General features: G+C 71.6%; 32 protein-coding genes. 8 read left to right on the top strand and 24 right to left on the bottom strand.

The features are described from left to right. From QQX09_RS07375 to sigE, 3 genes are all read right to left on the bottom strand, one after another. The coding region (locus QQX09_RS07375; protein WP_301132941.1) for a S1C family serine protease at positions 1 to 964 on the bottom strand (964 nt) is incomplete at its 3' end. Between the two features lie 23 nt (positions 965 to 987). Beyond that, positions 988 to 1,830 carry an anti-sigma factor family protein gene (locus tag QQX09_RS07370; protein ID WP_301132939.1) on the bottom strand — a complete coding sequence of 281 codons (843 nt, stop codon included), beginning with the start codon at positions 1,828 to 1,830 and terminating at the stop codon, positions 988 to 990. Next, positions 1,827 to 2,414: an RNA polymerase sigma factor SigE gene (sigE, locus tag QQX09_RS07365; protein WP_301132937.1), complete on the bottom strand. Its 588-nt coding sequence runs from the start codon at positions 2,412 to 2,414 to the stop codon at positions 1,827 to 1,829. Before sigE ends, QQX09_RS07370 begins: the two co-directional genes overlap by 4 nt. A gap of 117 nt (positions 2,415 to 2,531) precedes the next feature. On the opposite strand from sigE, the gene QQX09_RS07360 reads away from it, so the two are divergent. Next, positions 2,532 to 3,161: an O-methyltransferase gene (locus QQX09_RS07360; RefSeq protein WP_301132935.1), complete on the top strand. Its 630-nt coding sequence runs from the start codon at positions 2,532 to 2,534 to the stop codon at positions 3,159 to 3,161. 3 nt (positions 3,162 to 3,164) lie between these two features. Here the strand turns inward: QQX09_RS07360 and QQX09_RS07355 are convergent, their stop codons facing one another. The 3 genes from QQX09_RS07355 to dapE form a co-directional block, all read right to left on the bottom strand. Next, positions 3,165 to 3,332, bottom strand: coding sequence for a DUF3117 domain-containing protein (locus tag QQX09_RS07355; protein ID WP_082099596.1), 168 nt, complete (start codon positions 3,330 to 3,332; stop codon positions 3,165 to 3,167). A 109-nt stretch (positions 3,333 to 3,441) separates the two neighbouring features. After that, positions 3,442 to 4,179 carry an LOG family protein gene (locus QQX09_RS07350; protein WP_301132930.1) on the bottom strand — a complete coding sequence of 246 codons (738 nt, stop codon included), beginning with the start codon at positions 4,177 to 4,179 and terminating at the stop codon, positions 3,442 to 3,444. A gap of 9 nt (positions 4,180 to 4,188) precedes the next feature. Then, on the bottom strand, positions 4,189 to 5,280 hold the full coding sequence (gene dapE / locus QQX09_RS07345) for a succinyl-diaminopimelate desuccinylase (protein ID WP_301132928.1): 1,092 nt from the start codon (positions 5,278 to 5,280) through the stop codon (positions 4,189 to 4,191). A gap of 31 nt (positions 5,281 to 5,311) precedes the next feature. Here dapE and dapD point away from each other — a divergent pair, with 31 nt between their 5' ends. Both dapD and QQX09_RS07335 read left to right on the top strand, forming a co-directional pair. Then, positions 5,312 to 6,259, top strand: a complete 948-nt coding sequence (gene dapD / locus QQX09_RS07340; RefSeq protein WP_301132925.1) for a 2,3,4,5-tetrahydropyridine-2,6-dicarboxylate N-succinyltransferase — start codon at positions 5,312 to 5,314, stop codon at positions 6,257 to 6,259. Then, positions 6,260 to 7,129 carry a hypothetical protein gene (locus QQX09_RS07335; protein WP_301132923.1) on the top strand — a complete coding sequence of 290 codons (870 nt, stop codon included), beginning with the start codon at positions 6,260 to 6,262 and terminating at the stop codon, positions 7,127 to 7,129. A gap of 6 nt (positions 7,130 to 7,135) precedes the next feature. Here the strand turns inward: QQX09_RS07335 and QQX09_RS07330 are convergent, their stop codons facing one another. The 8 genes from QQX09_RS07330 to QQX09_RS07295 all read right to left on the bottom strand — a co-directional run bounded on the left by QQX09_RS07330 (position 7,136) and on the right by QQX09_RS07295 (position 16,304). Further along, positions 7,136 to 7,423 carry a 2TM domain-containing protein gene (locus tag QQX09_RS07330; protein ID WP_301132921.1) on the bottom strand — a complete coding sequence of 96 codons (288 nt, stop codon included), beginning with the start codon at positions 7,421 to 7,423 and terminating at the stop codon, positions 7,136 to 7,138. 71 nt (positions 7,424 to 7,494) lie between these two features. Beyond that, positions 7,495 to 8,793, bottom strand: a complete 1,299-nt coding sequence (locus QQX09_RS07325; protein WP_301132919.1) for a citrate synthase — start codon at positions 8,791 to 8,793, stop codon at positions 7,495 to 7,497. 50 nt (positions 8,794 to 8,843) lie between these two features. Continuing rightward, on the bottom strand, positions 8,844 to 9,953 hold the full coding sequence (dapC, locus tag QQX09_RS07320; protein WP_301132916.1) for a succinyldiaminopimelate transaminase: 1,110 nt from the start codon (positions 9,951 to 9,953) through the stop codon (positions 8,844 to 8,846). An 8-nt stretch (positions 9,954 to 9,961) separates the two neighbouring features. Further along, the gene (gene fdxA, locus QQX09_RS07315; RefSeq protein ID WP_062387452.1) at positions 9,962 to 10,282 is read right to left on the bottom strand and encodes a ferredoxin; all 321 of its coding nucleotides are present in this window, start codon (positions 10,280 to 10,282) and stop codon (positions 9,962 to 9,964) included. 106 nt (positions 10,283 to 10,388) lie between these two features. Then, positions 10,389 to 12,422, bottom strand: coding sequence for a VanW family protein (locus QQX09_RS07310; protein ID WP_301132912.1), 2,034 nt, complete (start codon positions 12,420 to 12,422; stop codon positions 10,389 to 10,391). Then, a complete protein-coding gene (locus QQX09_RS07305) occupies positions 12,419 to 12,775 on the bottom strand; it encodes a hypothetical protein (protein ID WP_301132909.1) in 357 nt (118 codons plus the stop codon). Before QQX09_RS07305 ends, QQX09_RS07310 begins: the two co-directional genes overlap by 4 nt. A gap of 22 nt (positions 12,776 to 12,797) precedes the next feature. Then, positions 12,798 to 14,699 (bottom strand): translational GTPase TypA, encoded by a 1,902-nt coding sequence (typA, locus tag QQX09_RS07300; protein WP_301132907.1) that lies wholly within the window; start codon positions 14,697 to 14,699, stop codon positions 12,798 to 12,800. Between the two features lie 168 nt (positions 14,700 to 14,867). After that, positions 14,868 to 16,304, bottom strand: a complete 1,437-nt coding sequence (locus tag QQX09_RS07295) for a helix-turn-helix domain-containing protein (protein ID WP_301132906.1) — start codon at positions 16,302 to 16,304, stop codon at positions 14,868 to 14,870. 126 nt (positions 16,305 to 16,430) lie between these two features. Between QQX09_RS07295 and QQX09_RS07290 the strand changes: the two genes are divergently transcribed. Continuing rightward, a complete protein-coding gene (locus QQX09_RS07290; RefSeq protein ID WP_301132903.1) occupies positions 16,431 to 18,281 on the top strand; it encodes a phosphoenolpyruvate carboxykinase (GTP) in 1,851 nt (616 codons plus the stop codon). Between the two features lie 95 nt (positions 18,282 to 18,376). Here the strand turns inward: QQX09_RS07290 and QQX09_RS07285 are convergent, their stop codons facing one another. Further along, entirely contained in the window at positions 18,377 to 19,426 is a 1,050-nt protein-coding gene (locus tag QQX09_RS07285) for an EamA family transporter (RefSeq protein ID WP_301132900.1), read from the bottom strand. Between the two features lie 39 nt (positions 19,427 to 19,465). On the opposite strand from QQX09_RS07285, the gene QQX09_RS07280 reads away from it, so the two are divergent. Together QQX09_RS07280 and QQX09_RS07275 are read left to right on the top strand one after the other, a co-directional pair. Beyond that, a complete protein-coding gene (locus tag QQX09_RS07280) occupies positions 19,466 to 19,999 on the top strand; it encodes a CGNR zinc finger domain-containing protein (protein ID WP_301132897.1) in 534 nt (177 codons plus the stop codon). Between the two features lie 41 nt (positions 20,000 to 20,040). Next, on the top strand, positions 20,041 to 20,628 hold the full coding sequence (locus QQX09_RS07275; protein ID WP_301132895.1) for a hypothetical protein: 588 nt from the start codon (positions 20,041 to 20,043) through the stop codon (positions 20,626 to 20,628). 7 nt (positions 20,629 to 20,635) lie between these two features. On the opposite strand, the gene QQX09_RS07270 is transcribed toward QQX09_RS07275, so the two are convergent. Then, complete coding sequence (locus tag QQX09_RS07270; protein WP_301132892.1) at positions 20,636 to 20,998, bottom strand: RidA family protein; 363 nt, start codon at positions 20,996 to 20,998, stop codon at positions 20,636 to 20,638. A gap of 51 nt (positions 20,999 to 21,049) precedes the next feature. Here QQX09_RS07270 and QQX09_RS07265 point away from each other — a divergent pair, with 51 nt between their 5' ends. Further along, a complete protein-coding gene (locus QQX09_RS07265) occupies positions 21,050 to 21,484 on the top strand; it encodes a hypothetical protein (protein WP_301132890.1) in 435 nt (144 codons plus the stop codon). Here the strand turns inward: QQX09_RS07265 and QQX09_RS07260 are convergent. The 6 genes from QQX09_RS07260 to QQX09_RS07235 form a co-directional block, all read right to left on the bottom strand. Continuing rightward, positions 21,462 to 22,193 carry a class I SAM-dependent methyltransferase gene (locus tag QQX09_RS07260; protein WP_301132886.1) on the bottom strand — a complete coding sequence of 244 codons (732 nt, stop codon included), beginning with the start codon at positions 22,191 to 22,193 and terminating at the stop codon, positions 21,462 to 21,464. The genes QQX09_RS07265 and QQX09_RS07260 overlap by 23 nt on opposite strands. 31 nt (positions 22,194 to 22,224) lie before the next feature. After that, a complete protein-coding gene (locus tag QQX09_RS07255; RefSeq protein WP_301132882.1) occupies positions 22,225 to 22,578 on the bottom strand; it encodes a zinc ribbon domain-containing protein YjdM in 354 nt (117 codons plus the stop codon). Positions 22,579 to 22,645: 67 nt separating this feature from the next. Continuing rightward, positions 22,646 to 22,960, bottom strand: a complete 315-nt coding sequence (locus QQX09_RS07250) for a HigA family addiction module antitoxin (protein WP_301132880.1) — start codon at positions 22,958 to 22,960, stop codon at positions 22,646 to 22,648. Then, complete coding sequence (locus QQX09_RS07245) at positions 22,935 to 23,216, bottom strand: type II toxin-antitoxin system RelE/ParE family toxin (protein WP_301132878.1); 282 nt, start codon at positions 23,214 to 23,216, stop codon at positions 22,935 to 22,937. The genes QQX09_RS07250 and QQX09_RS07245 overlap by 26 nt, the downstream gene beginning before the upstream one ends. Positions 23,217 to 23,307: 91 nt before the next feature. Next, positions 23,308 to 23,661, bottom strand: a complete 354-nt coding sequence (locus tag QQX09_RS07240; protein ID WP_301132876.1) for a HepT-like ribonuclease domain-containing protein — start codon at positions 23,659 to 23,661, stop codon at positions 23,308 to 23,310. Beyond that, positions 23,658 to 23,987, bottom strand: a complete 330-nt coding sequence (locus QQX09_RS07235; RefSeq protein ID WP_301132874.1) for a nucleotidyltransferase family protein — start codon at positions 23,985 to 23,987, stop codon at positions 23,658 to 23,660. Before QQX09_RS07235 ends, QQX09_RS07240 begins: the two co-directional genes overlap by 4 nt. 164 nt (positions 23,988 to 24,151) lie before the next feature. Between QQX09_RS07235 and QQX09_RS07230 the strand changes: the two genes are divergently transcribed. Beyond that, a complete protein-coding gene (locus QQX09_RS07230; protein WP_301132873.1) occupies positions 24,152 to 24,517 on the top strand; it encodes a hypothetical protein in 366 nt (121 codons plus the stop codon). Here the strand turns inward: QQX09_RS07230 and QQX09_RS07225 are convergent. Together QQX09_RS07225 and ychF are read right to left on the bottom strand one after the other, a co-directional pair. Beyond that, the gene (locus QQX09_RS07225) at positions 24,514 to 25,143 is read right to left on the bottom strand and encodes a hypothetical protein (protein WP_301132871.1); all 630 of its coding nucleotides are present in this window, start codon (positions 25,141 to 25,143) and stop codon (positions 24,514 to 24,516) included. The two genes, QQX09_RS07230 and QQX09_RS07225, sit on opposite strands and share 4 nt — an antisense overlap. A gap of 222 nt (positions 25,144 to 25,365) precedes the next feature. Then, positions 25,366 to 26,451 (bottom strand): redox-regulated ATPase YchF, encoded by a 1,086-nt coding sequence (ychF, locus tag QQX09_RS07220; protein ID WP_301132869.1) that lies wholly within the window; start codon positions 26,449 to 26,451, stop codon positions 25,366 to 25,368. Positions 26,452 to 26,531 lie beyond the last annotated feature (80 nt).

Genomic DNA, 26,531 nt, shown 5'->3' with positions numbered 1-26,531 from the left:
TGGCCGAGTTGATGCCGATCACCTCGCCCTGCGAGTTGATGAGCGGGCCGCCCGAGTTGCCGGGGTTGATCGCGGCGTCCGTCTGGATCGCGTCGATGAACGCCGTCGAGGAGGTGTCGCCGGCGGTCACCGGGCGGTGCAGCGCGGAGACGATGCCGGTGGTGACCGTGGACTCGAGGCCCAGCGGCGAGCCGACCGCGATGACGTCGTCGCCGACGACCAGCTCGTCGGAGTCGCCCAGCACGAGCGGGGTCAGGTCGTCGCGGTCGATCTTGACGACCGCGAGGTCGTAGTCGGCGGTCGCGCCCACGACGGTGCCGTCGTACTCCGAGCCGTCGCTCATCACGACGGTGACGGTGTCGTCGTCGGACCCCTCGACCACGTGGTTGTTGGTGAGGATGTAGCCGTCCTCGCGGATGACGAAGCCGGATCCCTCGGCGGCCTCCTGGCCGTTCTGGATGTTCTCGATCGAGACGACGGACGGCATCACCGCGGACGCGATCGCGGCGACGGTGTTCTCGTCGGTGCGCGCGATCGTCGACGAGCTGCTGGTCGGCAGCGTCGACGAGGACGAGCCGGAGGTGCCGGACGAGCTCGCGACGGCGTCGTCGGCCACGAGCGAGTCGTAGGCCCACGCGCCGCCGAGGCCGCCGCCCAGGCCCAGCATGAGCGCGCCGGCCGCGATCGCCGCGACGGTGGAGCGGCGCAGGCGGCCGGGCTGCGGCGCGGGCGCCGCGGCCGGGGTGGCGGCCGGAGGCTCGGCGGGAGGCATGAACTCCTGGGTGTCGCCGGCGTCGGTGCCGGCGGCGGGCTGCGGGGAGATCGCCGGCGGCAGCTCGACGGTGTCGTTCGAGGCGGGCGCGTGCTCGTGGACGCGCACCGTGGTGGTCTCGGTGTCGGTGGCAGTCGTCTCGCCGTGCGAGCCGGAGTCGTCGCGCGGAGGCGCGAAGGGGTTGTCGTTCATGAGGGGGTTCTCTTCCCTGGGGGCTAGTGGCCGGTGAGCGCGTCGGCGAAGACGCCCAGACCGGTCATGACTTGGTCGACGGGCCCGGGCTCGTCTTCCTGCGGGAACGCGGCCGCGACCTCCTCGAGCGTGTCGAGGGCGCAGCTGCACGACAGCGCGACCACGATGTCGCCCGCCTGCCAGGCGAGGCTGCTCGGGGACGTGGAGACCACATAGGCGTCAAGGCCGCCCGCATCGACGCGCGGCAGCGAGGCCACGCGGTCGCCGCGCAGGCGCCCCTGCTGCTCCAGCACGAGCACGGGCTCGGCGCCGGTCAGCAGGGTGTAGGCGAGGTAGCGGGCGCCGTTGGAGGCCTCCCGCACCGATCCCTTGACAGGGATGAATCCAGTCGACTGCCAATCCGGCTGGATCCAGTCGCCCGACACGCCCTCCTCGCGGAGCGAGGAGGAGTCCATCGAGACGACGCTCTGCCCGGCGGTGTCCGCCTGGGCCGAGAGGCCTGGGTCGACGTCCTCGGGTGCGCCTGCGACGTACGCGGCGCCGACGACGGCGACGAGGATGAGGGTGAGCGACAGCGTGAGCACCGCGGGACGCCGGTCCCTCCCGCGCGCGGCACGCGCGCGGCGACGCGTCTCCTGCTGCGCGATCTCGGCCATGCGGTCGCGGTCGAGCAGCTGCGCGGTGAAGCGGAGGTCGATGCCCGCCTCGGAGGAGTGCAGCGCCTCGCGCGCGGCGCGCAGCTCGCGCCAGCGCGCGGCGCAGTCGTCGCACCCCTCGAGATGGGCCATCGCCTCGGCCGCCGCCTCGGACGAGAGGCGATGGTCGAGAAGGTCGTGGATCCGATCCCCGAGGTGACGACCCGTCACACGCCACCTCGCATGGGCGCACGATGCGCGAGCGACTCGCGGAGGCGGGCGCGGGCACGGGACAGACGGGACCGCACGGTGCCCATCTTGATGCCGAGCGTGACGGCGATCTCCTCGTACGAGAGGCCCTCGATGTCGCTCAGCACCACGGCGGCGCGGTACTCCGGCGGCAGGTCGGCGAGCGCGGCGATGATGTCGTCGCCGAGGTTCGACATGTCGAACGCGTCCTCCGGCTGGCCCGAGCGCTCGTGGCGGTCGAAGCTGTCGGACGTCGCGACGGCGGCGTCGTCGTCGGCCATGAAGTCGAAGCGGATGCGCTTCTTGCGGCGCATGCGGTCGAGGAAGAGGTTCGTGGTGATGCGGTGGAGCCAGCCCTCGAACGTGCCCGGCTTGTACTGCGACAGCGAGTTGAAGACGCGCACGAACACGTCCTGCGTGAGGTCCTCGGCGTCGTGCTGGTTGCCGGTGAGGTGGTAGGCGAGGCGGTAGACGCGCGCCGAGTGGTTGGCGACGATGCTCTCCCACGTGAGCTCGGGCGCGTCGGCGGGAGCGACCTCGGCTGCCGGTGCGGCGGTCTCCGTCATCGTGCTCCCCTCCTCGATCACATCCCGTTCAACGGGCTCCGATGCCCTCATGTTCCCACGGGTATCTGAGAGTTCGCTGGGACGTACGGATAGGCTGACCCCCGTGAGGGAGGCGGCATGAGCATCGAGGCAGCGAACTGGGCGTACGCGGAGGACTTCGTCGAGGAGGACCGCGTGATCCTGGAGGCGCGCGACGTCGCCGACCAGCTGGGCTGCGCGCCCGTGCTGCCGGGCGCCGCACGCGCGATCGAGGTGCTCGCGCGGACGATGCGCGCGACGTCGGCCGTCGAGATCGGCACCGGCGCCGGGGTGTCCCTCACCTACCTGCTGCGCGGCATGGCCCCCACCGGCGTCGTCACGACGATCGACATGGAGCCCGAGCACCACAAGGCGGCGCGTCGCACGGTGGCCGCGGCAGGCTTCGCGCCCGAGCGGGCCCGCATGATCACGGGCCGCGCGCTCGACGTCCTGCCGCGCCTCACGGACGGCGGCTACGACATCGTCCTCATCGACGCGCGCAAGACCGAGTACCCCGCGTACCTCGAGCACGCGCTGCGGCTGCTGCGCTCGGGCGGGCTGCTGCTCATGGACAACGCGCTGTGGCACGGCCGCGTGCCGGACCCCGCGCAGCGCGACAAGGACACGACGGCGGTCCGGGAGACCCTCAAGGCGGTGCGCGAGGACGAGACGCTCACGCTCGCGCTGCTCACCGGCGGGGACGGCCTGCTGGCGGCCGTCAAGGGCTGAGCCCTACTGGAGGGCCGAGTGGAGCGCGTCGCCGAGCTCCTTGACCTCGTCCGCGCTGATCTCGACCACGAGACGACCGCCGCCCTCGAGCGGGACACGCATGACGTAGCTGCGACCCTCCTTCACGACCTCCATGGGGCCGTCACCGGTGCGGGGCTTCATTGCAGCCATCGTGTGGATCTCCTCGGGTGGGTCGAACGCCGCCCTCCGCGGCGTTGCCCCTGATTCTACTGCCCGCGCGGGAGCGTTCCCAAATCCCTCCCATCCGGGGGGCAAGAGGTCACCCGGCGCCGTCCCCCGCACGGTGGCGCGCCGTCGCGAGGTCGACCGCGGTGGCCGGGTCGTCGGTGATGTGGAGGAGGTCGAGGTCGTGCGGCGCGATCTTGCCGTCCGCGACGAGGGTGTCGCGCAGCCATCCGACGAGCGGGCCCCAGTACGCCTCGCCGAACAGCACGATCGGGAAGCGGACCACCGTGCGGGTCTGCACGAGCGTGAGGCACTCGAAGAGCTCGTCGAGCGTGCCGAAGCCGCCGGGCAGCGCGATGAAGCCCTGCGCGTACTTGACGAACATCGTCTTGCGCACGAAGAAGTAGCGGAAGATCATCCCGAGGTTGACGTAGTCGTTGATGCCCTGCTCGAAGGGCAGCTCGATGCCGAGCCCGACGGATGTGCCGCCCGCGTCGTTCGCGCCCTTGTTGGCGGCCTCCATGCACCCGGGCCCGCCTCCCGTGATGACGGCGTAGCCCGCCTCCGCCAGCAGCCGGCCCACCTCGAGGCCCGCCTCGTAGTCGGGCGAGCCCGGCAGGGACCGCGCCGAGCCGTAGACCGTGATCGCGGGTCCGAGCTCGGCGAGCGCGCCGAAGCCCTCGACGAACTCCGACTGGATGCGGAGCACGCGCCACGGATCGCCGTGCAGCCAGTCGGCGCGGTGCTGCTCGTCGAGCAGCCGCTCGCCGGTGGACGTGGTGGGGACGTTGCGCCCGCGCAGCAGCACGGGGCCCTTGCGGTACTCCTTCATGGTCCCTCCTCAGGACGTGAGCCACGCCTCCAGGCCGGCGCGGCAGTGCCGGATGTCCTCGACGGGGCAGCGCTCGTCGTCGGCGTGCGCGAGCTCCGGGTCGCCGGGGCCGTAGTTGACCGCGGGGATGCCGAGCTCGCCGAAGCGCGCCACGTCCGTCCAGCCCTGCTTCGCGCGCGGCTCCTCCACACCCGTCGCCGCGACGGAGGCGGCGAACGATGCGGCGAGCGGGGCGTCGAGCCCGGGCCGGGCGGCGCCGGACAGGTCCGTGTAGACGAGGTGGTAGCCGTCGAGCCCGGCCGAGGCGACCAGCGCCTCGAGGCGCTGCTGGGCCTCCTCGAGGCTCCAGCAGGGAGCGAAGCGGTAGTTGATCGTGACGACGCACTCGTCGGGGATGACGTTGCCCGCGATCCCGCCGGCGATCCGGACCGCGTTGACGCCCTCGCGGTAGTCGAGCCCGTCGACGGTGATCGTCTCCGCCGCGTACGCCGCGAGCGTCGTCAGCAGCGGCGCGGCACGGTGGATCGCGTTGAGGCCCTTCCACGCCCGGGCGCTGTGCGCGGCGCGGCCCGGGATGCGGACCTCGGCGCGCATCGTCCCGTTGCAGCCGCCCTCGATGACGCCGGACGTCGGCTCGCACAGCACCGCGAAGTCGCCCTCGACCAGGTCGGGGCGCTCGCGCGCAACGCGGCCCAGGCCGTTGCGGTCGGCCTCGACCTCCTCCTGGTCGTAGAAGACCCAGGTGATGTCGCGGGTGGGCGCGTCGAGCGCCGCGGCGAGCGAGAGCTGCACCGCGACGCCGGCCTTCATGTCGACCGATCCGCGCCCCACGAGGAAGCCGTCGCCGTCCCACGAGCCGGGCACGTTGCCCTTGATCGGGACCGTGTCGAGGTGGCCGGCGATCACCACGCGCTCGGCGCGGCCGAGGTGCGTGCGGGCCACGATCGCGTTGCCCAGCCGGGTCACCTCGAGGTGCGCGAGCGGCGCCAGCGCGGCCTCGACCGCGTCCGCGATGCGGTCCTCGTTGCCGGACACGGAGGGGATGTCCACCAGGGCCTTGGCGAGCTCTTCGACGGGGGCCGCGAGGTCGAGGTGCGTCATGGGGCCACCCTATCCACGTACCCTTGGAGCCATGACTCGACCCGCCTTCGGATTCGGCCTCGCGACCCTCGACAACAACGGCACCGTGCTCGACACCTGGTACCCCGCGCCGGTGCTCGGCGAGCCCAAGGCGCGCGACGCCGCGTCGGCGCAGCTCAAGGCCGCGGAGCGCACCGACGACCTGCGGGACGTCGAGATCCGCGTCGTCAAGACGGTGATCGACCTCGACGAGGCGCCCGCGTCCGTCGAGGACGCGTACCTGCGCCTCCACCTCCTCAGCCACCGCCTCGTGCAGCCCCACGGCCTCAACCTGGACGGCCTGTTCGGCATCCTCACCAACGCGGTGTGGACGTCCGACGGCCCGTGCGCGATCGAGGGCTTCGAGCAGGTGCGCCTGCGCTACCGCGCATTCGGCCGCCAGCTCACCGTCTACGGCATCGACAAGTTCCCCCGCATGGTCGACTACGTGGTCCCCTCCGGCGTGCGCATCGCCGACGCCGACCGCGTGCGGCTGGGCGCCCACCTCGCGGAGGGCACCACGGTCATGCACGAGGGCTTCTGCAACTTCAACGCCGGCACGCTCGGCCACTCGATGGTCGAGGGCCGCATCTCCGCGGGCGTGGTCGTCGGCGACGGCTCGGACGTGGGCGGCGGCGCCTCGATCATGGGCACCCTGTCGGGCGGCGGCAAGCACATCATCGCGATCGGCGAGCGCTCGCTGCTCGGCGCGAACTCGGGCCTCGGCATCCCGCTCGGCGACGACTGCATCGTCGAGGCCGGCCTGTACGTCACGGCCGGCTCGAAGGTGCTGCTCGTCGGCCAGACCGACGAGGACGGCAACCCCGTCGTCGTGAAGGCGCGCGACCTCGCGGGCCAGGACGGCATCCTGTTCCGTCGCAACTCCCAGTCGGGCGCGCTCGAGGCGGTGCAGCGCCAGGGCAAGGGCATCGAGCTCAACGCCGCGCTGCACGCGAACTGAATGAGCCGGCGGCGCACCGCCGCCGCGATCGCGGTGCTCGTGGTCGCCGGCGGCGCCGCCGTGTACGGCTCGTACCTCTTCAGCGAGCGGAACGCGCCGGTCGCCGCGTCGGGACGATGCACGGCCAGCCTGGGTGACGCCGCGTCCACCCTCACGGCCGAGCAGGCGGGCAACGCCGCGCTCATCGCGGCGGCCTCGGCGCGGCTCGGCCTGCCGGCCCGCGGCGCCACGATCGGCATCGCGACCGCGATGCAGGAGTCCTCGCTCGTCAACATCGACCACGGCGACCGCGACTCGATCGGCCTGTTCCAGCAGCGCCCCTCCCAGGGCTGGGGATCGGTCGCCGAGATCATGGACCCCTACTACTCGACCGACACGTTCTACGACGCGCTCGTGAAGGTCGACGGCTGGCGGGACATGGAGGTGACCGTCGCGGCGCAGACGGTGCAGCGGTCGGCCTTCCCGGAGGCCTACGCGACCCGCGAGGCGGCGGCCCGGCTGTGGGCGTCGGCGCTGCGCGGCCACTCGGGCACCCTCGCGGTCGACTGCGACGTCGAGGCGGGCCCCGGCACCACCGCCGCGGCGCTCATGCGCCGCCTCGACGCCGACTTCGGGGACGGCGCGTACGAGGTGCGCCGGCTGGCCGCCTCGGAGGACGCGATCTGGCTCGACGTCATGCCCGCGGGGGCCGACGCGCAGGCGCGCGACGCGGTGGCCGCGTGGCTCGTGGCGGTCGCAGGCGCGGAGTCCGTCGACGCGGTGGTGAACGGGGAGACGGCGTGGGAGCGGGGCGTCGGCGCGAGCGGCATCGATGCGCCGGCCGACGCGGTCGGCGTCGCGGTGCGGCTGCTGCCGCGCGCCTCGGCCTAGGGCCGCCTAACGGCCCTCGGCCTGGCCCTTGAGCTTGCGGTACTCGCGGTCGATGCGGTCCTGGCTCGGCTTGCCCGCGCCGGGCAGGAACGCCGCGGCCGCCGTGAAGGCGAGCCCGATGCCCATGCCGAGCATCGGCCAGGCCGGCCAGAAGTAGCCGCCGCCGTTCATCCACCAGATGAACGTGAACATGGTCCACAGCACCACGCACACGACCAGGAACCAGTAGAAGCCGTTGCGCGCCTCGACGCGTCGTTTGGCCTCGCGCCGCAGCGCATCGTCATCGGACGTCATGACGTGCCCCCTTGCATCGTCGGGCGGGTCCGGGGCACCCCGCAGGGCCGGTCGGCCCTCCGTTCAGCCTCTCACGCGTCGGCGCGCAGCTCTAGCGGGACGTAGTCGCGCTCGACCTCGCCGGTGTAGATCTGGCGCGGGCGGCCGATCTTGGTGCGCGGGTCCGCGAGCATCTCGCGGTAGTGGGCGATCCAGCCGGGCATGCGACCGAGCGCGAACAGCGGCGTGAACATCGGCGTGGGGAAGCCCATCGCCGAGTACAGCAGGCCGGTGTAGAAGTCGACGTTCGGGTAGAGCTTGCGCTCGATGAAGTACTCGTCGGACAGCGCGATCTCCTCGAGCCGCTGCGCCATCTCGAAGGTCTCGTCGCTGCCGCCCAGCTGCGTGAGGAGCTCGTCGGCGAGCTTCTTCACGACGGCGCCGCGCGGGTCGTACGACTTGTACACGCGGTGGCCGAAGCCCATGAGGCGCGCGCCCTCGGCCTTGTCCTTCACCTTGGCCACGAACTGCTCGATGCTGTCGCCCGACTCCTTGATCTGGTCGAACATGCGCAGCGCGGCCTCGTTGGCGCCGCCGTGGAGCGGGCCGGACAGCGCGCCCACGCCGGCCGCGACCGAGGCGAAGATGTTCGCGTGCGACGAGCCGACGATGCGGACCGTCGACGTCGAGCAGTTCTGCTCGTGGTCGGCGTGGAGGATGAGCAGCACGTCGACCGCGCGGCGCACGGCCGGGTCGATGTCGATCTCGCCGGACTCGGGCGAGAAGGCGATGCGCATGAACTCGTCGACGTAGTGGCCGCCGCGGCGGGGCTCGATGAGGTCGCCGCCGCCGGCGCGGCGCTGGAGGTATGCGATCACGGTCGCGCACTTGGCGAGCAGCAGCACGGTCGCGAGCTCGATCTGCTCGGGGTCGCGGCCGACCGACTCGGGGTAGAACGTGCTGAGCGCGCTGATCGCGCCGGACAGCACCGCCATCGGGTGGGCGTCGCGCGGGAAGGCGCCGAGGAACGCCTTGATGCCCTCGTGGACGTGCATGTGGCGCGACACGCGGTTGTTGAGGGCGGTGAGCTGGTCCGTGGTGGGCAGCTCGCCGTGGATGAGGAGGTACGCGACCTCGAGGAAGGTCGACTGCTCGGCCAGCTGCTCAATCGGGTAGCCCCGGTAGCGCAGGATGCCGTTGTCGCCGTCGATGTAGGTGATCGAGCTCTCGCACGACGCGGTGTTCATGAAGCCGGGGTCGACGGTGACGAGGCCGGTGTCGCGCATGAGCGTGGCGACGGACATGCCGTCGTTGCCGATGGTCGACCGCTCCAGGGGAAGCTCCCTGGTGGTGCCGTCGACCGTCAGCCTTGCGTCCGCCACTTGCGCCATGTTCTCCCCTTCGAAACCCATGTGCCGTCGCCCAACATTTGAGCGCCGGTTTACTCGCGTTTTGCGAGCCTACTAGATGCCGCAGAGACTCCGGAATCGCTCGCGGTGAGGGCGATGCGCACGTGACGACGCGCCGCCTCGCCGTAGAACGCACCCGGAGCCGCCAGTATGCCCCGTTCTGCGAGGTAATCAAGGGTCTGCCAGCAATCCTCGCCGCGAGTGGCCCACAGGTACAGGCCCGCCTCGGAATGCTCGACACGGAATCCTGCCGATTCCACCGCCGGCAGCAGCGCGGCGCGTCGCGCGCGGTAGCGCTCCTTCTGCTCCGCCACGTGGGCGTCGTCGCGCAGCGCGGCCACCATGGCGGCCTGGACGGGCGCGGGGACGATGAGCCCGGCGTGCTTGCGCACCTCGAGCAGCGGGGCGATCACGGCCGGGTCGCCCGCGACGAACGCGGCCCGGTAGCCGGCCAGGTTGGACTGCTTCGACAGCGAGTACACCGCGAGGACGCCCTCGTGCGAGCCTCCGCACACCGCGGGGTCGAGGATCGACGGCACGGGCGCGCCGGTCCACGACAGCTCGGCGTAGCACTCGTCGGACGCGACCAGGGCACCGATCTCGCGTGCGGCGGCGACCACCTCGGCCAGGTGCTCGGCGGGGGCGACCGCGCCGGTGGGGTTGGACGGCGAGTTCACCCACACGAGGCGGACCGCCGGGTTGCCGCGCCACGCGTCGACGTCGTCGGCCGCGAGCGGGGTCGCGCCCGCGAGCCGCGCACCCACGTCGTAGGTGGGGTACGCGGCGCGCGGGTGCACCACGATGTCGCCCTCCCCCAGTCCCAGGTAGGCCGGCAGGGTCGCGACCAGCTCCTTCGACCCGACCGTGGGCAGCACGGCCGCCGGGTCGACGCCGGGTGCGTGGCGACGGCGCGCGAACCAGCCCGCGACCGCCTCCCGCAGCACGGCCGTGCCGTGGGTGGTGGGGTACCCGGGGGCGTCCGCGGCCGCCGCGAGGGCGTCGCGGACCACCGCGGGCGTGGGGTCGACGGGCGTGCCGACCGAGAGGTCGACCAGCCCGTCAGGGTGCGCCGCGGCCCTGGCCCGGTAGGGCGCGAGGGAGTCCCACGGGAAGTCGGGCAGCGAGCGAGGGCTGAGGCCCATGCCCGGGATCAGCCGTTCTGCGGGGCGAGCGACTTGATGAGGTCGTGGTCGTGCTCAATCAGACCCATCTTCGCGGCGCCGCCGGGCGACCCGATCTCCGAGAAGAACTCGACGTTGGCGTTGTAGTAGTCCGCCCACTTGTCCGGGACGTCGTCCTCGTAGTAGATCGCCTCGACCGGGCACACCGGCTCGCAGGCGCCGCAGTCGACGCACTCGTCGGGGTGGATGTAGAGCATCCGCTCACCCTCGTAGATGCAGTCGACCGGACACTCGTCGATGCACGCCTTGTCCTTGACGTCGACACACGGCAGGGCGATGACGTAGGTCACTGCGTCTCCTCAACCTCGGATCTACGGGGGTCGCGCTCATCATACCGCCGGGCACGGGCGCTCCCGCCAGGTCCCGCGAGGACCGGCGGGCGGTGCATCGTCCCCGCTAGTTGGTGCAGGTGACGCCGTTGTCCGGCTGGTACGTCCACGTGTACGAGGACTCGTCGACGAGGTCGCCGTCGAGGAACACCTCGCGCCGGTTCGTGATGGTGAAGCCGGGGTTGCCCATGGGGGTATCGAGGCAGGTCGAGCGGTCGGACTCGACCTTCTTGGGCTGCACGAAGTTGGTCTTCTCGGACGCGTAGGTCTTGACCTCGTAGTACGGCGTGGACCAGATGTCCACGTACAGGCGGCCTCCGGTGACGTACGAGCTCATGACGAGCGCGTACGGGGTGTTGTTCTTGAACCGCAGGTCGAGGGAGCCGACGAAGATCGTCGCCTCCCTGCCGGCCGGGTAGCGGGTGAACCACTTGGTGTGCGGGCGGTGCTCGACATCCTCGAGGCCCGCGAAGTAGGCGGCGTTGTAGACGGTGGTCGCCATCTGCGACAGCCCGCCGCCGATGCCGTTGGTGAGGAAGCCGTCGACGATGATGTGGGCCGCCTGGTAGCCGCCCGCCTCCGTGATGGGCGCGAGCGAGTCGAGCAGCGAGAACGTCTCGTCCGGCTTCACGACCACGCCCGTCACCTTCTCCGCGCCGCGCACGAGGTTCTGGGTGCGGACCGGCTCGTCGGTGAGCGGGGTGTCGAAGGATGCGACCTTCGTCGTGAGGTCCTTGACTCCCAGGTCGCCGCTCGTGACGGTCGCCTTGGTGTTGCGGTACGGCAGCTCGCCCTCGCGCTCGACGCTGCTCGCGGCGGCCACGACGGCCTCGCCCAGCGCGCCGCCGTCGATCGCGCGGCCCGGCTGCGACTTGGTGGTCCTCAGCTGGTGGCTGCTCGTGAAGTGGAACGATGCGGACGTCGGGGCGCTCACGAGGCCCGGGTCCGCGGACTCGAGCTCGGCAGCCAGCGACGGGCCGTCGATCACGAGCGTGAGCGCACCGTCGACGTCCTCGACCGAGCCGAAGCGCGTGAGCTGCTCGGCGGTGACGGTCGCGGGGCCGTTCTCCCCCGTCATGCGGACGTCGCCGGCGAGCACCTCGGAGTTGAGCTCGGAGACGAACGCGTCGGCGTCCTCGGTGCCGATCGCGGCCGGCTTGAGGTCCGTCACCGCGGGGTACGTGTCCACGGGCCACGCATCGCCCAGGCCCTCGGCGGTGGCCTCGGCGTCGATCGCGACGCCGTCGACCGAGGCGACCGAGCTCGCGCCGGTCGCGGTGATCTCCACCGCGGCGTCCTGACCGTCGACCTCGAGCTCCTCGCGGGTGGCGTCGATCGCCTCGGCGAGCGCGTCGACGTCGACGACGGTGACGAGCGGCGCCTCCCGCTCGGCGCCCGTGAAGGAGCGCAGGAGGTCGAACGGCGCGAGGCTGAAGCGCAGCAGCTCGTCGACGGTGGCGCCCGCGCCGGCGGCCATGCCGGAGTCCTTGGGGACGATCGTCGCCTCGGCGTCGTCCGTGGTGATCGCCACGGGGGCGTTGTTGAGCTCCTTGACGGTCGGCTGCAGCGCCTCGACCGCCTCGTCGCGCGTCATCCCGCCGATGTCGACGCCCTGCACGGTGGTGCCGGCGGCGATGCGCCCCGAGGCGTACACGGCGGCGGCGAAGTAGCCGCCGACGAGCGCGATCAGCACGAACATCAACGCCCATCGTCCCCAGTGCACGCGACGCTTCTCCTCGCTCTCGGCGACCTCGTCGGTCGCGACGGCCTGCTCGGGCCCGGTGGCGGGCGCGGCGGCCGGCACCGCGTCCATGACAGCGGTGGCCTCGGCGTCCGCCTCCGGCTCGTCCGCGGGGACGGGCGGCAGCACCGCCGTCGCCTCCGGGTCCGCGTCGGCCTCCGCGACGTCGGCGGGCTCGGGCTCCTCCGGCGGCTCCGTGAGGAAGGCCGGCACCTGCTCGGTGGCGGCGTCCGCGTCGGCGTCCGCCGCATCGTCCCCGGTCACGTCCTCGTCGGCGTCGAGATCCGCGTCGATCTCGGCCTGGGCCTCGTCGACCTCGTCCTCGCGGTCCTCGGGCCGCTCGTCCCGCGGGTCGCTCACGACACCGCCGCCTTCGTGTCGCCGAGCACCCGGCGCGGCACGAGGGCCGCGGCCCCGATCACCGCCGCGCCGCCGTAGACCCACGTGAGGCTGACGGCGTCGGCGGGGATGAGCAGCGAGCCGCCGGGGCCCTCCTGCGCGAGCACCACGGTGAGCACGGCCCACGCGGATCCGAAGATCGCGAGGCCCGCGAAGCCCAGCCAGGCCCGCGAGAACACGCTCGCGGTGCCCACCATGACGAGGCACACGATCACGCCCGCCCACCCGTAGGCGCGGTGCGAGCCCGCGCCCACCAGGGCCACGATCGCGCCGATGAGCGCGATCACGAGGGAGGACCAGACGATGCGAACCATGCCTGCCATGGTAGGCGGAGCGTCAGGCGTTCTGGCGCTTCGCGCGCGACGCGGCGCGTGCCCTCTCGGTGGCGTCCAGGATCACCTTGCGGATGCGCACCTTCTCGGGCGTCACCTCGACGCACTCGTCCTCGCGCGCGAACTCGAGGGACTCCTCGAGGGTGAGGCGGCGCGGCGGGGCCAGGCGCTCGAGCTCCTCCGCCGTGGACGAGCGGATGTTGTTGAGCTTCTTCTCCTTGGTGATGTTGACGTCCATGTCCTCGTTGCGCGAGTTCTCGCCGATGACCATGCCCTCGTAGGTGTCCTCGGTGGGGCCCACGAAGAAGGTGCCGCGGTCCTGGAGCGCCATGAGGGCGTTCGAGGTGACGGCGCCGGCGCGGTCGGCGACCAGCGAGCCGTTGGTGCGGTACTCGATGAGGCCGGTCCACGGCTCGTAGCCGTGCGCGATGGACGACGCGATGCCGGTGCCGCGCGTGTCGGTGAGGAACTGGCTGCGGAAGCCGATGAGGCCGCGCGCCGGGACGATGAACTCCATGCGGACCCAGCCGGTGCCGTGGTTCGACATCGACTCCATGCGGCCCTTGCGGCTGGCAAGGAGCTGGGTGACGGCGCCGAGGTGCTCCTCGGGCACGTCGATGGTCATGTGCTCCATCGGCTCGTGCAGCTTGCCGTCGATCTCCTTGGTGACGACCTGCGGCTTGCCGACCGTGAGCTCGTAGCCCTCGCGGCGCATCTGCTCGACGAGGATCGCGAGCGCGAGCTCTCCGCGGCCCTGGACCTCCCACGAGTCGGGGCGCTCGGTGGGGAGCACGCGGATCGACACGTTGCCGATGAGCTCCTTGTCGAGGCGGTCCTTGACCTGGCGCGCCGTGACCTTGGCGCCCTTGACGCGGCCCGCGAGCGGGGACGTGTTGATGCCGATGGTCATCGAGATCGCCGGGTCGTCGACCGTGATGAGCGGCAGCGGGCGCGGGTCCTCGACGTCGGTGAGGGTCTCGCCGATGGTGATCTCCTCGATGCCCGCGACGGCGACGATGTCGCCCGCCTTGGCGGACTCGGCGGGGACGCGCTCGAGACCCTTGGTCTCGAGCAGCTCGGTGATCTTCACGGTCTTGAGCGAGCCGTCCTTGCGGGCCCACGCGACCTGCTGGCCCTTGCGGATCTCGCCGTTGAAGACGCGCAGCAGCGCGAGGCGGCCGAGGAACGGCGACGCGTCGAGGTTGGTGACGTGCGCCTGAAGCGGGTGGCCGTCCTCGTACTCGGGGGCCGGGATGCGCTCCATGATGACCTTGAACAGCGGCTCGACCGAGTCGCCGTCGGGCAGGGTGCCGTCGGCGGGCTGCGTGAGCGAGGCGATGCCGTTCTTGGCGGAGGCGTAGACGACGGGCACCTCGAGGAGCGCGTCGACGTCGAGGTCGGGGACCTCGTCGTGGAGGTCGGACGCGAGGCCCAGCAGCAGGTCGTGGGTCTCGTCGACGACCTCGGAGATGCGGGAGTCGGGGCGGTCGACCTTGTTGACGACGATGATGACGGGCAGGTGGGCCGCGAGCGCCTTGCGCATGACGAAGCGGGTCTGCGGCAGCGGGCCCTCGGACGCGTCGACGAGCAGCACGACGCCGTCGACCATCGACAGGCCGCGCTCGACCTCGCCGCCGAAGTCCGCGTGGCCCGGGGTGTCGATGACGTTGATGGTCACGCCCTCGGGGCCGGCGGCCTCGCCGGTGTACCGGATCGCGGTGTTCTTCGCGAGGATGGTGATGCCCTTCTCGCGCTCGAGGTCGCCGGAGTCCATGGCGCGGTCCTCGACGTGGGCGTGGTCGCCGTAGGCGCCTCCCTGGACGAGCATGGCGTCGACGAGGGTGGTCTTGCCGTGGTCGACGTGGGCGACGATCGCGACGTTGCGCAGGTCGGAGCGCAGGGGCATGCGGGAACTCGATTCCGTGTGAAGGGGGTGCTCGGTCCGACATGGACCGCCGACCCATTCTACGGGTGCCCGCCCGATGATTCCCAATGACACCTGTGACAGATGTGACGGCGCCCGGACGGAAGGCGCCGCTCGCGGCGCCTCACGGAGTCACAGGAGTCACCTGTGTCATTGGGAATCGTCCGCGTGGGCGTCGAGGAACGCGTACAGCTCGCGGTCGTCGATGCCCGGGTAGGTGCCGCGCGGCAGCGGGGAGAAGATGTGCGCGTGGACGCGGGCGCTCGCCCACGCCCGGCCCGCCCATCGCGAGGCCTCGTCGGCGTCCGGCCGGCGGCAGCAGCTGAGATCGGGGCACCGCGACACCTCGTGGTTCTGCGTCTCGCGGCCGCGGAACCACTTGGAGTCGGAGTACGGCACGCCGATGGTGATGGAGAACTCCTCGGCCTCGGTGGCGCCCGTCTGGGTCGCCTCGAAGAACGTGCCGGCAGGGGTGTCGGTGTACTGGAAGTACTCGGTGGTGCGCGTGGACCGCGCGAACGCGCGCCGCGCGCTCCAGTGGCGGCACACGAGCTGACCCTCGGTGGCGCCCGTGACGTCCACCGGCAGCGGCAGGCCGTCGTTCTCGTACGCGCGCACCACGGCGCCGTCGCCGGCCGCGCGCAGGAAGTGCAGCCGCATGCCCAGGTGGATCGTCGCGAGGTTGGAGAAGCGCAGCGCCGCCGCCTCGTGCGTGACGCCGAACGCGTCGCGGAAGTCCTCGATCGCGATGTCGCGCTCACGCTTGGCCCGCTCGAGGAACGCGACGGCGGGCTCCTCGGGCATGAGGCACGCGGCCGCGTAGTAGCTCGCGTCCTGGCGCTGGCGCAGGAAGTCGGCGTAGCTGGTGGGCTCGCCGTGGCCGAGCCGGATGTGCGCCATCGCCTGCAGCGCGAGCGAGCGCAACCCGTGCCCGCCGGGGATCGACGCGGGCGGGATGTAGATGCGCCCGTTCTCGAGGTCGAGCACGCACCGCGCCGAGTGAGGCAGGTCGTCCGCGTGCACGATCTTGAGGCCCAGCCGCGCGGCCATGAGGCTCACCGTGCGGTGCGTGAGCGCGCCGCCCGCGTGCCCGACCGCCGCGACGTCCTCGCTCGCGAGCGACTCGATGGCCGGCACGTGGTTGTCGAGCGACTGCATCCGCAGGCGCTGGCGCGTGTTGGCGCGGCGCGCCTCCTCCGGCGTGGCGATCGCCTGGCGCGCGCGCCTGTCGAGCTCGCGGTGCAGCCCCACCAGGGTGCGGAGGACGTCGTCGGGCATCCCGCGGGTCGCGCGCAGCTCGGGCAGCCCGAGCTCGCGGTACGCCGCGCCCTCCTGCGCGTGCTCGAGCTCGATCTCGAGGGCCGCCCGCGGGCTCGGCGGCGCGGCGTCGAGGAGGTCGCCGACGGTGACGTCCAGCCGCTCCGCGAGCGCCGACAGGAGCGTGAGGCGCGGCTCGCGGCGACCGTTCTCGATGAGCGACAGCTGGCTGGGGGCGACGTCGACGTCGCGGCCCAGCTGCTCGAGCGTGAGACCCGCCTCGGTGCGGAAGTGCCGCACGCGGCGGCCGAGCGTGGAGAGATCCGGCATGGAATTCACGCTACGTGAAGAATCGCGAAATTTCACGCCCCAATCGGCGCCACAGGCCCTTGCGAGGCCCGTACGGTCGAAAGCACACGGAGGAATTCTCCAACCGATAGCCGCAAGGGAGCAGCCATGGCGATCATCGAGCAGCCGCTGCGCGACACGCGCACCTCGACCGGAGCGGGCCACCCGGAGGGGGCCGACCCGAGCATCGTCGCGTGGGTCGAGCGTCTCGCCCTCCACGCGACCCCCGACGAGGTCGTGTGGTGCGACGGCTCCACGCCCGAGCGCGCACGCCTGATCCGTCAGATGGTGGACGCGGGCACGCTCGAGGCGCTCGACCCGGAGCTCCGTCCCGGCAGCTACCTCGCCCGCAGCGACCCCGACGACGTCGCCCGCGTCGAGTCGCGCACCTTCATCTGCTCCGCCCGCGAGGAGGACGCCGGCCCCACCAACAACTGGGTGCCGCCGTCGGCTATGCGCGAGACCCTGCACGGGCTGTTCCGCGGCGCGATGCGCGGCCGCACCATGTACGTGATGCCGTTCGCGATGGGCCCGGTCGGCGGCCCCCTCACCCGCTACGGCGTCCAGGTGACGGACTCCCCCTACGTGGTGCTGAGCATGGGCACGATGACCCGCATGGGCGCCGAGGCGCTCGCGCAGATCGGCCCCGGCACCGAGTGGGTCAAGTGCGCCCACACGGTCGGCGCGCCGCTCGCCCCCGGCCAGGCGGACGTGCCGTGGCCGTGCAACAAGACCAAGTACATCTCCCACTTCCCCGAGACCCGCGAGGTGTGGTCGTACGGCTCCGCTTACGGCGGCAACGCGATCCTCGCGAAGAAGGCGTTCGCGCTGCGGATCGCGAGCGCGATCGGGCAGGACGAGGGCTGGCTCGCGGCGCACATGCTGCTGCTCAAGGTCACCAACCCGCGCGGACGCGTCTTCCACGTCGCGGCGGCCTTCCCCAGCGCATGCGGCAAGACCAACTTCGCGATGCTGCAGCCCACCATCCCGGGCTGGACCGTCGAGACGCTCGGCGACGACATCGCATGGCTCGCCCCGGGCCCCGACGGACGCCTGCGGGCGATCAACCCCGAGGCCGGCTTCTTCGGAGTCGCCCCCGGCACCGGCCGCGGCACCAACCCGGTCGCGATGGACACGCTCACGCACGACGTGGTCTTCACCAACGTCGCGCGCACCGACGACGGCGACGTGTGGTGGGAGGGCATGACCGACGAGGCGCCCGCGCACCTCACCGACTGGCTCGGTCAGGACTGGACCCCCGCATCGTCCACCCCGGCCGCGCACCCGAACTCGCGCTTCACCGTCGCCGCGGCCCAGTGCCCGACCATCTCGGACGACTGGGACGACCCGGCCGGCGTGGTGGTGGACGCCGTGATCTTCGGCGGCCGCCGCGCCACGAACGTGCCGCTGGTCGCCCAGGCCCGCGACTGGGAGCACGGCGTCTTCATGGGCGCGACGCTCGCCTCGGAGCGCACGGCCGCGGCCGAGGGCACCGTGGGCGAGCTGCGCCGCGACCCGCTCGCGATGCTGCCGTTCTGCGGCGTCCACATGGCCGACCACTGGAAGCACTGGCTCGAGGTGGGCGCGAAGGCTGATGCGGCGGGCGGTGCGCCGGCGATCTTCCAGGTCAACTGGTTCCGCAAGGGAGCCGACGGCCGCTTCCTGTGGCCGGGCTTCGGCGAGAACATCCACGCGCTGGCCTGGATGCTCGACCGCATCGAGGGGCGCGCGGAAGGCACCGCGAGCCCGTTCGGCCTCATCCCCGCGGAGGGCGAGATCGATCACGCCGCCGCCGGGGTGGACGATGCGACGTGGGCCGAGCTGTTCGGGCTCGACAAGGCGGCGCTCGCCGCGGAGGCCGACGACGCGCAGGCGTTCCTCGACTCGTACGGCGACAAGGTGCCGGAGCCGATCCGCGAGGGTCTGGCCCGGATGCGCGCCGACATCGACGAGCTGTAGGCGGGGGGGGAGGGCCGAGGCCGGATGCTCATCAGGCATCCGGCCTCGGTCATGCCCGGGCGCGTAGGAGGGGGCGCCGCGGGCAGGTCCGGGGGCTACAGGACGGCGCGGGCCTCGACCTGCTCGGGCGCCTCCGCCTCGAGCAGCGCACCGGGGTCGGCGGGCACCACGTCGGTGCCCGGCAGCGCGGGCTCGGGCACGACCGCGAGCGCGGGCTCGTCGGGCTCGCCGAGCTTGACGAGGACGACGCCCGCGAGCACCAGCACCGCTCCCCCGATCTGCACCGGGGCGGGTGCCTGGCCCACGAGCAGCCACGCGAAGAGGGCCGCCGCGAGCACCTCGGTGAGCGCGACGAACGAGCCGAGTCGCGCGCCGAGGCGGCGGGTCGCGGCGATGCCGACGACGTAGGCGACCGCCGAGGTGACGATGCCGAGCAGCGCGACCGCGGCCCACCACGGCAGGTCGCCGGGGACCAGGTGCACGGTGGCGGTGCTGAACGCGAGCGGCAGCACGCCCGCCGCGGCGGCCACGCCGAGGATCACCGCGGCGACCGTGAGGCCGCCCCACGCGAGCGTGACCGGCGGCAGGCCCGTCGAGTTCGAGCTCGAGATGACGAAGTAGACGGACGCGCCGATCATCGCGCCGAGCGCCCAGCCGATGCCGACGATGCTCACGTGGCCGCCGCCGAGGAGGTCCAGCAGCAGCACCATGCCCGTCATCGCGACGACGGCGCCGAGCAGGGTGAGGCGGCCCGGCTTGTGGCCGCGGGTCGCCCACAGGTATCCGACCACGACGATCGGCGACATGTACTCGATGAGCAGCGCGACGCCCACGTCGAGGTGGCCGACCGCGAAGAAGTAGAAGAGCTGCGCACCCGCGACCGCGAAGGCGCCGTACGCGACGACCGTGCCGGCGGCGCGCGCGAGCAGGCGCCAGCGGCCGCGCAGCGCGATGAGCGCCGGGACGGTGAGCACCACCGCGGCGATCGCGACGCGCACGAGGGTCGCCGCGCCCGCGGTCCAGCCGGCGTCCATGAGGCCGCGGGCGAGGCTCCCGGAGAGCCCGAAGGAGGCGGCGGACGCCAGCGCGAGGACGAGGCCCTGCGCGCGGTTGACGCGCGCGGCGTCATGAGTCAACGTGGTCATGGCTCATGACTTTAAGGTGCGGTTTGGTAATGTGTCAAAATGACGTTCGCCAATGACACCGCCGAGGCGCTCGAGTCGGGCGTCTTCCTGTCGAACTCCGAGCTCGAGCCGGACACCCTCACGACGTTCGACGAGCTCGTCGACTTCTTCGACCGCTTCGGCTACACCGGGCGGCGCCCGGTCGCCGAGGACCTCGAGGCCGTGCGCGCGATCCGCACGCCGCTGCGCCGGCTCTTCCTGTCGAGCAGGGACGATGCGGTCCCCCAGATCAACGCGATCCTCGCCGAGCAGCACGCGGTCCCCCAGCTGGTGCGCCACGGCGACAGCGACTGGCACATCCACGGCACGTCGGACGACCATCCGCTCGACCAGCGGATCCTCGTCGAGACCGCGATGGCGATGACCGACGTGGTCCGCGACGGCGAGATGCAGCGCTTCTCCCGTTGCGCCATGGAGGACTGCGAGGGCGTGGTGCTCGACCTGAGCCGCAACCGCTCGCGCAAGTACTGCACGGTCACGTGCACCAACCGCGCGGCCCAGGCCGCCTTCCGCGCACGCCAGTCCGAGGACTGACGTCCGCGGGCCGCCCGCCCCCCACGTGGGACGATGGGCGCATGGAGATCTACCGCGCCCGCTCGTCCGCGCTCTGGGGATGGGTCGCCATCGCGATCGGCGCGGTCGTCGCCGTCGTCCACGTCTCGAGCGTGGGCTTCGCGTACGCGCACGGGGGCCTCGGGCTCGGCGCGGCGCTCGCCCTGTTCGGCTGGGCCGCCTTCCTGCGGCCGCACGTCGCCGCCGGCGAGGACCGGGTCGAGTTCCACAACGTCACGCAGGTCGCGACGGTGCCGTTCGCGCGGCTGTCCGACCTGGGCACGCGGTGGAGTCTCGAGGCCGTGGGCGACGACGGCCGCACGGTCGGCGCGTTCGCCGCCCCCGCGCCGGGCGCCTCCGCGTCGCGGCGCCACGAGCGCGCGGCCGAGGGCGGCTCGATCGACAAGGCCGAGTACGCCCGCGCGGGCGACGTGCCGGGCACCCCGTCGGGCGACGCGGCCGCGCTCGTGCACGAGGCATGGGACGCGTGGCGCGCGGCCGGCGGCGCGACCGGCGGCGAGGGCCCGTCGATCGTGCGCACGCTGGACTGGGTCGGCGCGACGGCCGTGGCCGCCGGCACGATCCTCGCGATCTGGGGCCTCTTCTTCTAGGCCTTCGTCAGCCGCGGTACGCGGTGGCCTCGATCTCGATCCGCATCGCCGGGTCGATGAGCGCGCACTGCTGCATCGTCGCCGCGGGACGCACGTCGCCGAACCAGCGCCGGAGCACCGGCCAGCACGCCTCGAAGTCCGCGGCGTCGGGCAGCAGGTAGCGCACGCGCACCACGTCGGCCATGGTGAAGCCGCCCTCCTCGAGCGCCGCGGCGATGGTGGCGAGCGCATCGTCCGCCTGCACGGCCACGTCGTCGGCGGCGGTGCTGGTGGTGCCGGAGACGAAGGCCCAGTCGCCCTGGATCACGGCGCGCGAGTATGCGACGCGCTCCTCCCAGGGGCCGCCGGAGGAGATCAGCTGTCGGGTCATGCGGCGATGCTACGCGCACCAGGCGTAACGTCGTGACCGGGGGTGGGTGCGATGGAGCGCTGGAGCACGCGGACCAGGGTCGCCTGGTGGATCGCGGTCGGCTGGGGTGCGCTGCTGCCCCTGCTCGCGCTCGCGGTGCCCGTGGGCACCGAGGTGAGCCTGAGCTCCGACGGGATCGAGACCACGCGGCACCTCACGCTCGCGCAGGCCGAGGGCGTCTCGGGCGTCCTCACCGTCGCGGTCCCGCTCGCGCTCGTGCTGCTCGTCGGGGCGGCGATGGCGGCGCCGGGGCGCTGGGGCCTGCCTGCCGCATGGGCGCTGTTCGGTCTGCTCGCCGCGGCGAACCTCCTCGCGATGATGAGCGTGGGGATCGTCGTGGTCCCCCTGACGGTGGCAGTGCTCGTGGCGCTCGTCGGCCGCACGAACGACGCGCCGCGGTCCCGCGCCTCGTCCGGTGAGGACGTCAGCCCGCGACCCGCGCCCTGAAGGCGTGGGTGACGTACGGCATGGCGACCTCGCCGCCGTCCGCCAGCCCGTCGGTGCGCGCGATGAGCGCGTCGAGCGCCGTGTCGATATCGCGCTTCAGCGCATCGGGCCCGGTGATGTAGCCGCTGCGCGAGCGCACGAGCGCATGGAGGGACGATGCGGTGATCGGCCGGGTCCACACGCTCTCGTGGGTCTCGAGCGGTCCGAACGGCGCGGCCACGCGCGGGCCGCCCTCGGCGATGAGGATCTCCGCGGCCGAGTGCCCGATGATGCGGGTCAGCGCGGCGACCCACGGGTCGCGCTCGTCGCGGATGTTCCAGACGAGGCCGAGCACGCCGCCGGGTGCGAGCACGCGCGCGATCTCGGCGCTGGCGGCCTCGACGTCGACCCAGTGCCAGGCCTGCCCGAGCACCACGGCGCCGGCGCTCGCGTCGGGCAGGGGGATCTCCTCCGCGCGGCCGCGCAGCGTGCGCGCGCGAGGCACGTGCGCCTCGAGGGTGGCGAGCATGACCGGGTCGGGGTCGACCGCGAGCACGTCGTGCCGGGCACGCAGCACCGCCTCGGTGAGCTTGCCCGTGCCGGCGCCCACGTCGACCACGAGCCCCTCGACGCCGTCGAGCATCCAGGCCACCGCATCGTCCGGATAGCCGGGGCGGCCGCGCGCGTAGTCGGCGGCGGCTTGCCCGAAGCTGGTCGACCGGTCGGTCACGGCACCACCGTACCGGGGTCGACCCCCGGCTTCAGGCCTTCTTCACGACCGAGGACTTGAGCTGCATCGCGCCGAAGCCGGGGACCGTGCAGTCGATGTCGTGATCGCCCACCCCGTCGATGAGCCGGATGCCGCGCACCTTCGTGCCCACCTTGATCGGCTGCGAGGAGCCCTTGACCTTGAGGTCCTTGATCACGGTGACGGTGTCCCCGTCGGCGAGCACGTTGCCCACCGCGTCCCGGACGACCCGCGGCCCGTCGGCCGCCGCGTCGTCCACCGCCGTCGCCGACCACTCGTGCCCGCACATCGGGCAGACGAGCAGCGCGCCCATCTCGTAGGCGAGGTCGCTCGCGCATTCGGGGCACGGGGGCAGGGAGGCGCTCATGCCTCGAGCCTAGGTGGACCCGAGCGCGCCCGCGTTCCGTCGCCGAACAATCTCTCCGCAGCGGCGCTCAGGCGACCTGGAGCGGCGTGATCGCGGCGATCTGCGCGGCCATCCGGTCCTCGGCAAGCTCGAGTTCATAGTGCGCCTGGAGGTTGAGCCAGAACTGAGGGTCGATCCCGAAGTAGCGCCCCAGTCGAAGCGCCGTGTCGGCGGTGATGGCGCGCTTGCCGTGAACGATCTCGTTGATGCGTCGCGGCGGCACGCCGATCGCCACCGCGAGCTTGTGCTGGGTGATCTCGAAGCCCTTGATGAAATCCTCCATCAGCACCTCGCCAGGGTGGATGGGAGCCCACTTCTCAGTGGTAGTCGACGAGTTCGACATCCTCCGCACCTCCTTCTCTCCAGGTGAAGCAGATCCTCCACTGGTCATTGACGCGGACGCTGTGCTGGCCCGCGCGATCGCCCTTCAACAACTCGAGACGGTTGCCAGGCGGAACCCGCAGCGAGTCGAGGAACCGAGCCGCGTGGATCTGGGCGAGCTTGCGGATGGCCGCCTTCTGCACGCGCGGATCGATCGACGGCACCTTCTCCCGATGCCACAGACGCTCGGTGTTCTTGTCACCGAACGATCTGATCACACCAGCATCGTATAACGCTGGGCGTTAATAACGCTAGACGTTAAACCTGAACTCGACCGCCTTCCGTAGCCGAGCAACCTCACCGCAGAGTTCAGGCTCCCGACGCCGGGCCACTCTCGACATGCTGCCGCAGCGCCTCGGCCAGCGGCGGGAGATAGCGCTCCACCACGTCCCGGATCACCTCTGGGTCGACCCCGAAGTACTGGTGGACGAGGATGTTCCGGAAGCCGCGGATCTGGGGCCAGGCGATATCGGGGTGCGCGTCGACCACTTCAGCGGTCAGGTGATTCGCAGCCTCGCCGATGATCTGCAGGTTGCGCTCGATCGCATCCTCCGCCATCCCCACGACGTCGACAGCTCCCGCGTCGAGGAGGGCGACGTAGCGACGACACCGCGCGATCGAATCGAGGATGTCCGCGATCCGGCGCTCGATGCTTCGCGTCACAGAGCGACCGAATCCTCGACGGCCGACTTCGAGATGGGCCTCTTGAGCAGCTGCACGGGAAACACATCGATGTCGTCACGGCCGAACAGCACCCGAACCTCCTCAAGGAGACCGGAGGCCCGCATGAAGACGTTGCCGTCTGCGGGGTCCATGTCCACGAGGATGTCGATGTCGCTGCCCTCGCGCGCCGTCCCACGCGCGACGGAGCCGAACAGTCGCGGACGGGTCGCTCCATAGCGCGCCAGCAGCGCGTCGAACTCCTCACGACGCGCGTCGATGAGCCCGCGCAGCGCGAGCGTCTCGGGCGTCACGTCGACCTCGGACATAGGCCCAGGATAACGAGGCCCAACGAGACAGGCGAGGACGCTACTCCTGGCCGCCAGAGGTTGAACCGGAACTACACATTGAACCTGAACTCGACCGCGTTCCGTCACCGAATAGCCTTTAGTCTTCTGCACGGAGCAGGTCCACTGCGCGTAGGTTGCTGTGCGTGACAGAGACCAGCGACATCCTCGACCAGCTGCGTGCGACGGCCGACGAGGTGCTGGCGAGCGTCGGGCGCGATGGCATTCCCACACACGACGTCATCGAACGGCTGGAGGCGCTCGCGTTGAGGGCGCACCAGGCCGGCCATCGCGTCGGTGAGATCACGATCGCCGCACGACTGAGCTACCAGCACGTCTGCGCACTGTGGGCGAGGTGCCACGCGAACCGGAACGCACACCCGATGGCCGCCAAGTATGGCGGCTCAATCTCGGCTGAATGGGTCTCCCGATCTCAGGTCGCTCGGGCCAAGCCGCCAGCCGAGAGTCGACGCGCCACGGCGCACGCGGAAGGCTTCGCGCACGCCACCTAGCGCGTGCCCGCTGCGCCCAGTTCGAACAACGCGATGCCGAGGAGCGTCATCGCGAGGACCCAAGGCCGCACGAGGGTCGCGAGGACCGCGGGCCCATGGAACGCCGCGAAGCGCCGGGGCTGGAGCTTGGCGTCCTCGCGAGAGTCGACCCACTGCACGTGGAGCCCTGCCTCACGCAGCATGTCGTCGACGCCCGCGATAACGAGGCCGCGCTCGCCGGCACGGTGGTAGAGCGAGATCGATTGGTAGACGTAGCCCGCTCCGGTCTTGACCGACACGTAGAGGCGATCTCTGCCGAGGTGAACCTCGTCCACCTCGCGGAGGGGAATCGTCGCGCGTCCAAGCGACGCTTCGAGTATCAGCTCGTTGTCACCGAGCCGTGCACCCTGATTCGCGATGATGTTGGCCATCACGCCCACCAGCATCCACAGTGGAACGAGCCAGAGCACGTACGCGGCAGACCACGACCCCGACGCGTTGTTACCCATGGCAACAGTCATTGCCGCGAGCAGAAGTGTGACCACTGTCCCGAGCACCATGGAAGGCATGCGACCGCCCGAGCGGTGCCGGATGATCCACCTCCGGCGATTGTGCATGGTTCGCCGCGTCGACGGAGCGCTGGTCATGGCGGCGAGCATATCGACACACAGCGTCGCGACGGATTGGCGACGCCCAAGGTCCCGTCGCGCGATGGAACTCCCACGCGGTGAGCCAGCTGCCACGTGACGCGCGTCGGCTCCCTCGCCCACCACATTCACAGGCTCGCGCGGGCCAACACCTAGCGGCCGTACAGCGGCAAGGAGGCCAACCGGACGAGCTAGCTTCGGCACCCAGAGGTTGAACGGAAACTACACATTGAACCTGAACTCGACCACGTCACCGTCCTGCATGACGTAGTCCTTGCCCTCCATGCGGACCTTGCCGCGCGCCTTGGCCTCGGCCTGCGAGCCCGCGTCCACGAGGTCGTGGAAGTGGACCACCTCGGCCTTGATGAAGCCGCGCTCGAAGTCGGTGTGGATGACGCCGGCCGCCTGCGGCGCGGTCCAGCCCTTGTGGATGGTCCACGCGCGCGCCTCCTTGGGCCCGGCGGTGAGGTACGTCTGGAGGCCGAGCGTGTCGAAGCCGATGCGCGCGAGCTGGTCCAGACCGGACTCGTCCTGCCCGTTCGCCTCGAGCATCTCGCGGGCCTCCTCCTCGGAGAGGTCCACCAGCTCGGACTCGAACTTCGCGTCCATGAAGATCGCCTTCGCGGGCGCCACGCTCGACTCGAGCTGCGCGCGCAGGTCCTCGTTCGCGAGACCGGCCTCGTCGAGGTTGAAGACGTAGATGAACGGCTTGGCGGTGAGGAGGTTGAGCTCCTTGAGATCGGCGAGGTCGAGGCCCTCGATGGCCGCGTCCGCGCTCAGCGTCTTGCCGCCCTCGAGGATCTCCTTCGCGGCCTGCACCGCGGCGAGGAACGACGGCGACGCCTTCTTGGCGCGCACCTCCTTCTCGAGCCGCGGGATGACCTTCTCGACGGTCTGGAGGTCCGCGAGGATGAGCTCGGTGGTGATGGTCTCGATGTCCGAGGCGGCGTCGACCTTGCCGTCGACGTGGATGACGTCGGGGTCCTCGAACGCACGCGTCACCTGGCAGATCGCATCCGCCTCGCGGATGTTCGCGAGGAACGCGTTGCCCAGGCCCTCGCCCTCGGACGCGCCCTTGACGATGCCCGCGATGTCGACGAACGACACGGTCGCGGGGACCTCGCGCTCGGAGCCGTACAGCTCGGCCAGCTGGCCGAGCCGGACGTCCGGCAGCGGGACGACGCCGACGTTGGGCTCGATGGTCGCGAACGGGTAGTTCGCGGCGAGCACCTCGGCGCGGGTGAGGGCGTTGAACAGGGTCGACTTGCCGACGTTCGGGAGTCCGACGATTCCGATGGTGAGTGCCACGGGCGACCATTCTACCGGCGGCAGGTCCCGCCGCCCGCCGGGGACGATGCGCGGGCCCGGTGACACGCGCATCGTCCCGT

It is taken from the genome of Demequina litoralis, from assembly GCF_030418455.1.
Taxonomy (GTDB): Bacteria; Actinomycetota; Actinomycetes; order Actinomycetales; family Demequinaceae; genus Demequina; species Demequina litoralis.
Note: the sequence above shows the minus strand (reverse complement) of the source record. Positions and strands in the feature narration are given on the sequence as shown.